The organism is Stenotrophomonas sp. 1337 (assembly GCF_031455455.1).
Lineage (GTDB): Bacteria > Pseudomonadota > Gammaproteobacteria > Xanthomonadales > Xanthomonadaceae > Stenotrophomonas > Stenotrophomonas indicatrix.
Map to the genome: position 1 here is coordinate 125253 of NZ_JAVDSR010000010.1, position 12353 is coordinate 137605.

At 68.5% G+C, this 12353-nt stretch carries 12 protein-coding genes; 8 read left to right on the top strand and 4 right to left on the bottom strand.

Features of this window, described 5'->3' with window-relative positions; genetic code table 11:
* Window positions 1-563 precede the first annotated feature (563 nt).
* Both J2X70_RS14815 and J2X70_RS14820 read left to right on the top strand, forming a co-directional pair.
* A complete protein-coding gene (locus tag J2X70_RS14815; protein ID WP_309910998.1) occupies window positions 564-1124 on the top strand; it encodes a PadR family transcriptional regulator in 561 nt (186 codons plus the stop codon).
* A gap of 59 nt (window positions 1125-1183) precedes the next feature.
* The gene (locus tag J2X70_RS14820; RefSeq protein ID WP_025878209.1) at window positions 1184-1981 is read left to right on the top strand and encodes a siderophore-interacting protein; all 798 of its coding nucleotides are present in this window, start codon (window positions 1184-1186) and stop codon (window positions 1979-1981) included.
* 73 nt (window positions 1982-2054) lie between these two features.
* Here the strand turns inward: J2X70_RS14820 and J2X70_RS14825 are convergent, their stop codons facing one another.
* Window positions 2055-2888 (bottom strand): hypothetical protein, encoded by an 834-nt coding sequence (locus J2X70_RS14825; protein WP_309911003.1) that lies wholly within the window; start codon window positions 2886-2888, stop codon window positions 2055-2057.
* 235 nt (window positions 2889-3123) lie between these two features.
* Between J2X70_RS14825 and J2X70_RS14830 the strand changes: the two genes are divergently transcribed.
* Window positions 3124-3525, top strand: a complete 402-nt coding sequence (locus J2X70_RS14830; RefSeq protein ID WP_263934898.1) for a hypothetical protein — start codon at window positions 3124-3126, stop codon at window positions 3523-3525.
* A gap of 285 nt (window positions 3526-3810) precedes the next feature.
* Here the strand turns inward: J2X70_RS14830 and J2X70_RS14835 are convergent, their stop codons facing one another.
* Both J2X70_RS14835 and J2X70_RS14840 read right to left on the bottom strand, forming a co-directional pair.
* Window positions 3811-4521: a YceI family protein gene (locus J2X70_RS14835; RefSeq protein ID WP_025878214.1), complete on the bottom strand. Its 711-nt coding sequence runs from the start codon at window positions 4519-4521 to the stop codon at window positions 3811-3813.
* A gap of 85 nt (window positions 4522-4606) precedes the next feature.
* The gene (locus J2X70_RS14840; RefSeq protein ID WP_025878215.1) at window positions 4607-5197 is read right to left on the bottom strand and encodes a malonic semialdehyde reductase; all 591 of its coding nucleotides are present in this window, start codon (window positions 5195-5197) and stop codon (window positions 4607-4609) included.
* 122 nt (window positions 5198-5319) lie between these two features.
* On the opposite strand from J2X70_RS14840, the gene J2X70_RS14845 reads away from it, so the two are divergent.
* The 5 genes from J2X70_RS14845 to J2X70_RS14865 all read left to right on the top strand — a co-directional run bounded on the left by J2X70_RS14845 (window position 5320) and on the right by J2X70_RS14865 (window position 8976).
* Window positions 5320-6279 carry a mitochondrial fission ELM1 family protein gene (locus tag J2X70_RS14845; protein WP_025878217.1) on the top strand — a complete coding sequence of 320 codons (960 nt, stop codon included), beginning with the start codon at window positions 5320-5322 and terminating at the stop codon, window positions 6277-6279.
* A gap of 152 nt (window positions 6280-6431) precedes the next feature.
* Window positions 6432-7280 (top strand): DUF2145 domain-containing protein, encoded by an 849-nt coding sequence (locus J2X70_RS14850; protein WP_099782573.1) that lies wholly within the window; start codon window positions 6432-6434, stop codon window positions 7278-7280.
* Window positions 7281-7298: 18 nt separating this feature from the next.
* Window positions 7299-7793 (top strand): hypothetical protein, encoded by a 495-nt coding sequence (locus tag J2X70_RS14855; protein WP_025878220.1) that lies wholly within the window; start codon window positions 7299-7301, stop codon window positions 7791-7793.
* Between the two features lie 32 nt (window positions 7794-7825).
* Complete coding sequence (locus J2X70_RS14860) at window positions 7826-8341, top strand: hypothetical protein (RefSeq protein WP_025878222.1); 516 nt, start codon at window positions 7826-7828, stop codon at window positions 8339-8341.
* Window positions 8342-8415: 74 nt separating this feature from the next.
* Window positions 8416-8976, top strand: a complete 561-nt coding sequence (locus tag J2X70_RS14865; protein WP_025878224.1) for a queuosine precursor transporter — start codon at window positions 8416-8418, stop codon at window positions 8974-8976.
* Between the two features lie 520 nt (window positions 8977-9496).
* Here the strand turns inward: J2X70_RS14865 and glnE are convergent.
* Window positions 9497-12292, bottom strand: a complete 2796-nt coding sequence (glnE, locus tag J2X70_RS14870; RefSeq protein WP_309911009.1) for a bifunctional [glutamate--ammonia ligase]-adenylyl-L-tyrosine phosphorylase/[glutamate--ammonia-ligase] adenylyltransferase — start codon at window positions 12290-12292, stop codon at window positions 9497-9499.
* Between the last annotated feature and the right edge of the window lie 61 nt (window positions 12293-12353).

Below are 12353 nucleotides of genomic sequence, written 5' to 3' on the forward strand. Positions count from 1 at the left end.
TTGGCTACGCTGGCGTATGGATGCAGGCCACCCATGTCTGCAAGGCCTGTCCCGGGACGTCCACCCGCGGGACAAAGCGCTGACAACGCGCTGCGGCAGGCCGCTGTGGCTGCCTGCAAGGGCTGCGCCAGCTGTCGCTTGCGGCCTGCTCCGCCCATGCGCAGGACGCAGTGTTACCGCCATGGATGACCGTTGTGGGGCAAGGCGGGCGCCATGTCGGCGTTGTCTGACGGGGCGCCGCTGAACCCGCGACAACGTGTCGCGCGCGCCTCTCGACGCGGACGAGGCAGCTGCGCACGGTTGGCCGCGAGCAGGCCCCTTCCCGCGGTTCGCCGCTCGTCTGCTGCGCCCCTGCCCGGGGCGGAAACCCGCAGTGCCGTTGCGTGGCCCGATACGGATGTCAGGCCGCGCAACGGTGGCTTGCGCCGCGCGCATCTTTCCCCCTGAGCCCTTGCGCCACCTGGCTGCGTGGCCCGATCCGGCAAGCGTTGTGGCCGGAATCCAGCTTGCCGCGCTTGGCCTATCGATATATCGTTTGCGATACACGTTACCGATATATCGAAATGGGCCGATCCCCCTCCCCTCGCAGCCGCACCGACGATGCCGCAGTACCCCGCCGCAACGGCCAGCCGCGCGTGCTCAGCCGTGGCGACCTGCGCCTGCTGGTGCTGGCGCTGATCGGCGAGCAGCCGCGCCACGGCTACGAGCTGATGCAGCACATCAGCACCATGTTCATGCAGGCCTATACCCCCAGCGCCGGCACCATGTACCCGCTGCTGGCCAGCTTCGAGCAGGCCGGCTGGGTGGAGTCGGAAGAGGTGGACGGCCGCCGTGTGTTCCGCATCACTGCCGCCGGCGAGTTCGAGCTGAAGGTGCAGCGCAGCCAGGTGCGATTGGCACAACGGCGCGCATTCGACCGCGCCCGCGAGATCACCAAGGCCTCGCTGCCGGCGCCGCTGGCCGCTGCGCTGCGCGAGTTCAAGCGGGCGCTGGTGCACCACCACGGGCGCTGGGCCGACGGCGAAGCCGAGCAGGTGGCGGCGCTGCTGTCGCGTGCCTCGGCGCTGATCAACGGCCAGGGCGACAACGCGCCTGCTCCCTTTTCAACGACCCAGCCAGACTGATTCCAGCCAGGTCTCCCCCATGCCGCGCGCCCCCGCGCGACCTTCCAACAGGTACCCCCATGACCGAACATCACAACTCGCGCCTGCGCCTGGATGTGCGCTTCCGTGAACTGACGGTGCTGCGCACCGAGACCGTCACCCCGCACATGCGCCGCATCGTGCTGGGCGGCGACGACCTGGCCGGCTTCGATTCGCCCGGCGCCGACGACCACATCAAGCTGTTCTTCCCCAACGCCAGCGGCGAGATGGTGCTGCCGGTGCTGACTGCCGAGGGCCGCAGCTACCCCGAGGGCAAGCAGCCTTCGCCGGCACGCGACTACACCCCGCGCTGGTGGGACCACGAAACCGGTGAGCTGGCCATCGACTTCGTGCTGCACGACCAGGGCATTGCCGGGCCGTGGGCCGAGCGCGCACAGGCCGGCGACACGCTGGTGATCGGCGGCCCACGCGGCTCGTTCGTGGTGGCCGACAGCTATGACGCCTACGTGCTGATTGGCGATGAGACCGCGCTGCCGGCCATCGCCCGCTGGCTGGATGTGCTGCCCGAAGGCGCGCAGGTGCAGGCCTACATCGAAGTGGCCGACGAGGACGAGCGCCAGGATCTGCCGCAGTACGAGAACGTGCGCATCCACTGGCTGGAGCGCAACGGCTTTCCGGCCGCCAGCAGCACGCTGCTGGAAGACATGCTGACCGACTTCGAGGTGCCCGAGGGCGATACGTTCTACTGGATCGCCACCGAATCGCGCCGCGCGCGGATGATGCGCAAGTTCATCGAAGGCCACCTGGGCGTGCCGCGCGACTGGATCCGCTCGACCGGTTACTGGAAGGCGCACCCGGACGAACAGGACGGCGATTGACCGCAAAACGGTAGGTGCGGACCGTTGGTCCGCACGCTCTTCTACGAGTAGTGCCGGCCGCTGGCCGGCAACCTCATGAACTTTCGGCGGCATCCTGCAATTGCCGGCCAGCGGCCGGCACTACCAACCGGGGCGCAGCCCCACCCTTCCACCCGAACCGATGCGCGGCCCAGATCTCCAGCGCCAGCAGCAGCGCGATGATCGCCAGCGGCAGCAGCAACCCCAGGTACACGCCCGGCATCATGCCGTTGATCTGCGCCTTCACCAGCCGCAGCACGCCGCGCGTATGCAGCAGCTCATCCATGCGCATGGTCAGCGCCTCACGCACCATCTTCGGCTCCAGGCCCACAGTGCCGGCCTTGTCGATCAGCGTGTCTTCCACCATCGCGCGCAGCAATCCGGCGCGTACCTTGCCGATCACCCAGCCTACGCCGCGCGCCATCGGCCCGTTACCCAGACGGTCCACGCCGGGCAGCGGATGCTCGCGCAGGTAGATCGCAGCAAGCGAATCGGCAACGTCACCCACCGTGCCCTGGCTCTGCAGCGCGGCACGCATGCGTTCGTCTTCCAGCGAGGCGGTGAAGCCACTGCTCCACCCTTCCACCATCGTCTGCAGGTGCGGCTGGAAGTAGTCCAACTGCTTGAACAGCGCGCGGTGCGCGCCGGCGGTGAAGCCCAGCTGCAGGCCGAAGAACACGACAAGCAACGGCAGCAGCACCACATACGAGGCCAGCAGCCCGTGGTGCCAACGCCGCTGCCGCCGCAGCCAACCGCGTCGATGCAGCCCGCGCCAGGCGAAGATGCCCAGCACCAGCCCCAACAGCGTGCCCAGGACGCTGCCGCCGATCAGATCGAGCACGCTCAGGCCGGTCCAGAATTCGCCAAGCCAATACTGCGCTTCCTGCATGGTGTTGCCTTCCGTGGTTCAGTGCGGCCGCCATGGTAACCGCGACCCGATGCTCGGCTGCTCTCTGCAGCCGGCAGATGCAGACCGTCGGCCCGCCGATGGGTGCGGACGGTTGGTCCGCCGGTGGGTGCGGACCGTTGGTCCGCACGCCCCCACGCAGTCGCCCGCCAGCGGCCGGCACGACCCGGCAAGCAATGCGACAATCGCACTCCTTTCCTGCAGCAACGAGGCCCACATGGCCAAACTGACCCTGGCCAGCGTGGACACGCTGCGTACCCGCTTCACTGATGATGCCGCCTGCGATGCAGCGCTGTCCGCCTTTGCCGACCCGGCTGCGGCGCGCGTACCGCTGCGTGAGCTGGTCGAGGCACAGCACCGCTATCTGCAGGCCGAACACGAAGTGGCACAGGTGGCCGACATCCTGCGCCGCGACCAGAAGTACGCGCCGGTCGGTCGCCCGTCGGTGCATATCGTGCAGTTGCGCAAGCAGCAGGCAACGACGAAGCAGGCCGCGCTGATCGCCCGCCAGGTGGTGGCGCAGGCGGCGCAGACGTTCGTGCGTGCGAGCGGGTTGGTGGTGAAGGCCAAGCAGAGCCCGAGCGAAGCGTCGGCGGCGTGGCTGGGCGCGTTGCGCTGAGCGCCCGTACCCGGTAGTGGCCAACCTTGGTTGGCCTGCGGAGTGCTCGTGCGCCGACCGAGGCTGGCACCTACCGGGTAGTGCCGGCCGCTGGCCGGCAACCTCGGGGTAGTTGGATGCATGCAGTTGCCGGCCAGCGGCCGGCACTACCAGACGATCGGGCCACCAATTGATTCGGCAATCGGCCAATCAGGCAATCGAGCGACCCGTCCAGGACGCCGCCAAAAAAGAAGGCCCGCTTTTCAGCGGGCCTTCTGCCTTCTCACGACGAGTGAGCGGGAGGGATCAAGCCGCCGGCTTCTCGCCGGTGGCTTCGGTGGTGATGCGGATCTTCACTTCATCGCTGACGTTCGGGGCGTAGGCGCCGACGCCGAAATCGCTGCGCTTGATCGTGGTGGTGGCATCGAAGCCGGCGGCCGGAACCTTGGCCATCGGGTGCTCGCCGCCGCCGTTGACGGTGACGTCCAGGGTCACCGGCTTGGTGATGTCCTTGATGGTCAGGTCGCCGGTGACGGTCAGCTTGTTGGTGCCGGCCGATTCAACCTTGGTGCTCTTGAAGCTGGCAGCCGGGAACTTGGCAGCGTCGAAGAAGTCGGCGCTCTTCAGGTGCTCGTCGAACTTGGCGGTGAAGCTGTTCAGGCCGCTCAGCGGCAGCTTCACTTCCACGGTGGACTTGGTGACGTCGGTGGCGTCGTACACCAGGGTGCCTTCGGCGTTGCCGAAGTGCGCGCTCGGGTTGGAGAAGCCGAAGTGGCTCCACTGCGCCAGCACGTCGGTGTGGGTCGGGTCGAGCTTGTAGGTGCCCGAGGCGATGGTGATGGCGGCAGCAGCCGGGGCGGCAGCAGCGGCATCGGCGGCCGGGGTGGTGGCAGCCTGTTCGGTGGCGGCCGGGGCAGCAGCATCGGCCGCCGGGGCGGCGGTGTCGGCCGGCTTGGAGCAGGCGGCGATGGCCAGGGTCAGGGCCAGCGGCAGCAGCAGTTTACGGGTGGCGCTCATCTCAGGAACTCTCCGGATCGTAGGGTGGGAACACAGTGCAGCAATGGCCCGCCACGGCGGGCGGGCCCGAAACCGATACAGCGACTTACGCGATGCGCGCCGCTTCGTCGAAGGACAGGCGCGGCAGACGGGGGAACAGGCCCGAATCGTCACCGTACCCCAGGTTGACCAGGAAATTCGACTTGATGCTGGTGCCGGCGAAGAAGGCTTCGTCGACCTTGGCGTTGTCGAAGCCGGACATCGGGCCGGCATCCAGTCCCAGCGCGCGTGCGGCCAGGATCAGGTAAGCGCCCTGCAGGCTGCCGTTGCGGAACGCGCCTTCATGGCGGCCTTCGCGCGGGCCGTCGAACCAGGCCTTGGCGTCGGTGTGCGGGAACAGGTACGGCAGCTTCTCGTGGAAGTCCTGGTCGAAGGCCACGATGACGGTGACCGGGGCAGCCAGGGTCTTGTTGTGGTTGCCTTCGGACAGGGCCGGGGCCAGCTTGGCCTTGGCTTCGGCCGACTTCACGAACACGAAGCGCGCCGGGCTGCCGTTGGCGGCGGTCGGGCCCCACTTCAGCAGGTCGTACAGGGCGTGCAGCTGGGCGTCTTCGACCGGCTTGTCGAGGAAGGCGTTCTGGGTACGGGCAGTGCGGAACAACTGGTCCAGTGCAGCAGCGTCGAGCGCGTGGGACATCGGTGGATCTCCAGGGCGGCTAAGGTCTGTGCCCGCGGGCGGCGCGGGGCGAAACGTCGATCCGCAGTGTAGAGTGTCGCGACTGTTGCAACACCCAGCAGGGCTGAAACGAATTAATGCCAATGGTGAAACGATCGAGCGCGCCTTGGACGGTCACCGACGGCCGTGCCGGCAATGTCCGGCAGGCGGTCGCGCTGGCCTCGGCGCTGCGCCAAGGCACCCACCGCCCCCTGATCCTGCAGCCCCGGGCGCCATGGCGCTGGCTGGCACCGCGGCGCTTGCCCGGTGATGTGCACGGCTACGGCCAAGCCCTGGCAACCCTCGCCGCCGATGCGCCCGCGCTGGCGATCGGCTGTGGCCGCCAGGCCGCCGGCGCGCTGCGCGTACTGCGTGCGCGCGGCAGCCAAGTGGTGCAGATCCTCGACCCGCGCATCGGTTCCCGCCACTGGGACGTGGTGGTGGTGCCCGAACATGACGCGCTGCGCGGCAGCAACGTGCTGACCCTGATCGGCAGCCTGAACCCGGTGGACGATGACTGGCTGGCCTGGGGCCGCGCGGCGTTCGCCAGCTTCAGCACCCTGCCCGGCCCGCGCACCGCGCTGCTGGTGGGCGGCCCGACGCCGCTGGCGCCGTGGGACGAAACCGCGATGGTGCATGTATTCCAGGCACTGGCCGAGCAGATCCGCAGCGAGGGCGGCAGCCTGCTGGCGACGACGTCGCGGCGCACGCCGCCGGCATTGGCCGAGATCCTGCGCGCGAAGTTCGCCGATCTGCCGCATGTGATCTGGGGCGATGGCGGCGATGGCGTGAACCCGTATGCCGGCCTGCTCGGCTGGGCCAACCGGGTGGTGGTGTCGCCCGATTCGGTGAACCTGTTGTCCGAGGCCAGCGCCACCCGCATGCCGGTGATGGTGGCCTTGGCCGATACCGCACAGGGACGGCTGGCACGCTTCCAGCAGCAGCTGCGCGAGCGCGGGCGCCTGCAGCCGCGTTGGCTGGACTGGCAGTACGACCGCATCGAACCGCTGCGCGAAACCACCCGGATTGCCGCCGAGGTCAAAGCGCGCCTGGCATCACGGTAGTGCCGGCCGCTGGCCGGCAACTCATGATCTTCGGCGACGTATATGCGGATGCCGGCCAGCGGCCGGCACTACCTCACCCACCCGTGGAGCGCTGATTCCAGCGATGCGGGTATGATCGGCGCGCGGGCCTGCCCGCGTCTGGAGCGGTTTACATGGAACGTCTGCATCGCCTGCGCTGCGCCCTGCTGCTGTCGATGGGCCTGCTGGCCACCGTGCCGGCATGGGCCGACAGCGGCACCTGCCGCGAGCGCTACCCCAGCGTGGCCGCGCAGGCGGCGATGTTCGATGTGGCGTGGACCACGGCCGAGCGCCTGGATGCGCTGCCCGACGTGGACGTGGTGATCGCCGCGCGTGGCGGCCAGGACCTGAGCCGCTACGGCCTGCGCCACAGCCACCTGGCCTTCCTGCTGCGGGAGGACGACGGCCGCTGGCGCGCGATGCACCTGCTCAACCGCTGCAAGACCGACAGCTCGCAGCTGTACCGCGAGGGCCTGGGTAATTTCGTCGGTGAAAGCGGTACCCATACCGATCTGCGCATCGGCGTGCCGCCCCCGGCGTTGCAGGCTGCACTGAAGCGGATGCTGGCAGCGCCGGCGATCCAGCCCAAGGCGCTGCACGAATCGAACTACAACGTCGTGGCCTATCCGTTCGCCACCGACTTCCAGAATTCCAACCAGTGGATCCTGGAAGTGCTGGCCGCAGCGATGGCGCAGGCCGAAGGAGGCCCGGTCATCGTCAAGCGCGAACAGGCACAGCAATGGCTGCGCGCGCAGAAGTACCAGCCCAGCGTGCTGCATATCGGCCTGGGCAAGCGCGTGGGTGCGCGCTTGTTCGTGGCCAACGCCACCACCACCGACCATCCGGCCAGCGAACGCATTTCCGGCAACTACTCGGTGGTGACGGTGGAATCGGTATTCGACTTCCTGCACCAGCGCAGCCAGCTGCAGCAGGAACTGACCATTGCGCATGCGACGGCCGACACTGCCGCCGCTGCGCCCTGACCTGGCAAGGAGAAGATGATGCGCAACCTGCAGTTTTCCGCGTTGGCCGTGCTTCTGTGCGGCAGCCTGTTGTCTGCAGCGCCGGCACATGCCGAGCGCCGCATCGTCATCATCCAGAACAGCGTGCCCGAGGGGCCGAGCCTGGAGATGTCCGCGCCGATGGTGGAACGGGCGCGCGCAGCCGCGGCTGGGGAAACCAACGATGCGGGCATGCCCCCCGGCCAGGGCCCGCGGGTGACGCTGCCGCAGATGCAGGTCAGCGCCATCTCCACCACCGTCGATGGCCGCCGCGAAGTGCTGCTGCAGGACCCCGCCAACCCGCAGAACACCGCGTCCATGCAATGGCCCAAGCGCCCCGGTGACCCGGCCGTGCAGTTCAACGTGGGCCAGACCGTGAATTTCGAGCCTGCTGAATCGGGCAACGGCTGGCGGGTGAGCGACAACCAGGGCCGCCCACTGGAATACCTGCCCGAGGCCACCGGCCCCCGCGACATTTTCGATACGCAGCGCTGAGCCGCTGCCTTCATCCTGACCAGGAGGTCACCATGCTTCGTTCCCTGCGCGCCCCCGCCGCCGCCCTGCTGCTCTCGGCCCTGACGGTGCCGACCGTGCACGCTGGCGCCGCCCCGCACATCAACAGCGGCCAGGCCAGCGTGCTGGTCACTTCGCTGATCGTGGTATCGGTTCCGCTGGCCACCTCGATGGGCCTGGCCGCGCTGTCCAAGGCGCCGTTCAAGGCCAGCGAGCGCAATGGCCGGGTGGCCGAGCGCACTCCGGCAGTACCGCTGCCGCCGATGGAAGTGAAGCAGGTGGCGACCACCGCCGCTGGCGAGCGCCAGGTGCAGCTGCAGGTGCCGGACAAGGCCGACCAGACCGCCACCCTGCAGTGGCCGGCGATCGAGGGCGAAGACCCGGTGGCCGGTTTCGTAGTGGGCCAGCAGGTGCGCTTCGACCCGACCGACGCCGGTGCCGGCTGGACAGTGAAGAACAGTGACGGCAAGGCCCTGGCCTATGTGCCGACCGCCTACGCCGCCGGCGACGCGCTGAGCGAGCAGCTGTAAAACTGAACGGCCGTTTTTGGCTTTGCGGCGGGCCGGGCGGATAATGGGCGATCCCCTTTGTTCCCTGGCTCGCCATGTCCGTGCGTCCTGCGCCTGTTTTTGCCCCGTTGACCGCCCGCGCTCTGGTGCTGGCGGTGCTGGCCATGGGCGCGGTGGTGCTGCTGTCCAACGTGCTGGTGCAGTACCCGATCAATGACTGGCTGACCTGGGGTGCTTTCAGCTACCCGGTGGCCTTTCTGGTCAGCAACCTGATCAACCGCCGCTTCGGCCCGGGCCCGGCCCGCCGCGTGGCGTGGATCGGGTTTGCGGTGGCGGTGCTGCTGTCGGTGTGGGTGGCGACGCCGCGCATTGCGATCGCCTCGTGCTCGGCCTTCATCGTGGCCCAGTTGCTGGACATCACCGTATTCGATCGCCTGCGCCGCGGCAGCTGGTGGCGCGCACCGATGGTGGCCACCACCTGCAGCGCCACGGTGGACACCACGATCTTCTGGTCGATCGCCTTCGCCGGTTCCACCCTGCCGTGGGTGAGCTGGGCAGCGGGCGACCTGGCAGTGAAGCTGGCGATCGGCGTGTGCCTGCTGGCCCCGTTCCGCGCGCTGCTGTGGAAGATGGCGCCGCTGCGTACAGCGGGCTGACCGCCTCACCGGTGGATGCCAACCTTGGTTGGCGCACTCCTTGAACCCGGTGGGTGCCGACCGTTGGTCGGCACGCTTCTTCAGGGTTCATCGCAGCTGAGAGATTGTGCCGACCAACGGTCGGCACCTACCAATGAAAAGCCATCGCCAGACCATTGATCCGGTAGCTGCCAACCTTGGTTGACGCACTCACTGAACCCGGTGGGTGCCGACCGTTGGTCGGCACGCTTCTTCAGTGATCATCGCAGCTGAGAGATTGTGCCGACCAACGGTCGGCACCTACCAATGAAAAGCCATCGCCGAGCCCTTGATCCGGTAGCTGCCAACCTTGGTTGGCACACTCCCTGAACCCGGTGGGTGCCGACCGTTGGTCGGCACGCTCCTTCAGGGTTCATCGCAGCTGAGAGATTGTGCCGACCAACGGTCGGCACCTACCAATGGAAGGCCATCGCCGAGCCATTGACCCGGTAGGTGCCAACGATCGGCGCCCACCCAAAGCTGCTACCGCCGTTGCAGGCGGTCAGGCGAACGGCAGCTCCGCGGCGATGCACGCAGCGCGGATCGCCGCACACGCCTCTTCGATGGCCGGCGTGGTCGGTGCCAAGCGCGGCCGGCGATCCAGCGTGCAGGCCAGCCCGACCTCCAGCAGCGTGGCATGCGCGCCATGCAGCGCCTTTGCGGTGGCTTCGGGCAGGAACTCCGCCGCGGCCAGCGCGTCGATCAATGCAGGCGTGGCACGCGGCTGCAGCAATGCAGGGGTTTGCGCACTGCATGCTAGCACGCCGGTCTGCAGCAGGAATTCCAGGTCGACCACGCCACCCGCGCCCTGCTTCAGGTCGAGTCGCGCGGCATCGCTGCGGTCCAGTTCGGTGCGCATGCGCCCGCGCATCTTCACCACATCGGCATACAGCGTTGCGCGATCACGTTCGCGGCCCAGGGTCTGCGCACGTACCTGTTCGAAATCCTGCAGCAGGCTGGCATCGCCGGCCACGCCGCGTGCGCGCACCAGCGCCTGGTGCTCCCAGGTCCATGCGCGATCGCGCTGGTACTCCGTGTAGCTGGCCAGCGAAGACACCAGCGAGCCCTTGCCACCATCCGGACGCAGGCGCACGTCGATGTCGTACAGGCGGCCGGCGGCGGTGACTGCAGCCAGCAGCGCCATCACCTTCTGGGCCAGGCGCGCATACCAGCGGCCCGGCTCCAGTGGGCGCGCGCCGTCACTGGCTTCCACACCCGGCGGGTGATCGTGCAGGAACACCAGGTCCAGATCCGAGCCGAAACCCAGCTCCAGGCCGCCCAGGCTGCCGTAACCAATGATCGCGAAGCGGCCGCCGGCGATAGCGCCGTGCGCGGCGTGCATATCGGCCTCGGCCATCGCCAACACCGTGATGACTACCGCCTGCGCCAGTTCGGCCAGTTGCCGGGTGCTGTCGACCGCGCCCTGGCGGCCATCCAGCGTGGCCATGGCCATGCGGAAGCTCAACGCCAGGCGAGTTTCATTGAGCCAGCGCAGCTGCGATTCGGGATCTTCCACCGGCAGCACCTGCCGGCATTCGGCCAGCATGCCGTCGGCGTCGGGCATCGGCCCGGACACGCGTACGTCCAGCAGTTCGTCCAGCAGCAGCGGATACGCGGCCAGGCGTTCGGCCAACAATGCACTGCGCGCCAGCACGTCGACCAGGCGCGCGAGCGCGCTGGGCTGTTCGTCCAGCAGCGCCAGGTAGCTGGTACGGCGCAGCACTGCCTGCAGCAGGCCGAGCACGCGCTTGAGTGCGGCATCGGGCTGCGGTGAACGGGTGGCCGCGTGCAGCAGTGCCGGCAGTACGCGGTCCAGTCGCGCACGCGCCGCATCGGACAGCGACTTCACGCCCGTGCCCTGGGCGAAATCGCGCAGTGACTGATCGGCGCCATTGGCATCGAGGAAACCGGCCTCGGCCAGCAGCGGCGCGTTGCTGCCTTCGGGCAGGCTGCGCCAGTAGTTGGCCAGCGCATCCGGCGCTGCCTGGCCCTTGCGTGGTGCCAGCAGCGCACCGAACTCGGTACTGACGCGCTGCTGCTGCACACGCAGTGCGTCGCGCAGCGCATCCCAATCGGCATAGCCCAGGCCGACGGCAATCCGCTCGCGATCCAGCGCATCGCTGGGCAGCACATGGGTCTGCGCATCGCGCAGCATCTGCAGGCGGTTTTCCAGCCGGCGCAGGAACAGATAGGCCTCGCGCAGTGCGGCGCCATCATCGCGAGCGATCTGCCCAGCAGCCACCAGGGCATCCAGCGCGACCAGCAACCGCCGCTCACGCAGCACCGGCTCACGGCCACCGCGAATGAGCTGCAGCGCCTGGCAAAGGAATTCGATCTCGCGGATGCCACCGGCACCGCGCTTGATGTCGTCGTGCATCTCGCGCCGGGCGACTTCAGCGGTGATCGCCGCTTTCATCTCGCGCAGGCCGTCGAGCGCGGTGAAATCCAGGTAGCGGCGGTACACGAACGGACGCAGGGTCTGCAGCCAGGCCTCGCCAGCGGCGATATCGCCCGCCACCGCACGCGCTTTCAGCCAGGCATAGCGCTCCCAGTCACGGCCTTCGCGCTGGAAGTACTGATCCATCGCAGCGAATGACAGCGCGACGCGGCCTGCGCTGCCAAACGGGCGCAGGCGCAGGTCGACGCGATGGCTGAAGCCATCGACGGTGGTTTCATCCAGCAGCTTGGCCAGGCGCTGGCCGAGCCGGGCGAAATACTCTTCGGCCGCCAGCGCGCGCGGACCGTCGGATTCACCGCCCTGCACGTAGGCGTAGACCAGATCGACATCGGAACTGAAGTTGAGCTCGCCACCGCCCAGCTTGCCCAGCCCGAACACCACCAGCTGCTGCGGTTGGCCGTGGTCATCGGTGATCACCCCGTGGCGCTGGGCGAACTCCTGCTGCAGGGCGTCCAGCGCCAAGCGCAGGCAGTCCTCGGCCAACGCGGTGGCGCCCGCCAGGGTCTGCGGCACGTCATCCAGCCCGGCCAGGTCGCGCCAGATCAAGCGGGTGGACATCGCCGTGCGCCAGCGTCGCAGTTGTGCCGGCCAGTCGCTGGGCTGCAGCGGGTCGAGCACCGGCGCCGGCAGCGGCGGGCAGCCCGGCGCGGCCAGCTGCGCCAGCAGGCCGGGCTGGCGCGCCAGGGTGTCCAGGGCGAAGTCGCTGCTGATGGCCAGCTGCACCAACATCGGCTGCAGTTCGGCCGGGATGGGATCGGGCACTGCCTGGGCCAGGCGCGTCAGCGCGCGGTGGACGAGGGGCTGCAGGGTGGCGGGCAATTCGGCGGGGGCGAGGGTCATGCACTGATTCTCGCGGGGTCGCATCCCTTTGCCAACGGCGAAGGGCTGTGACCGCTTGCTG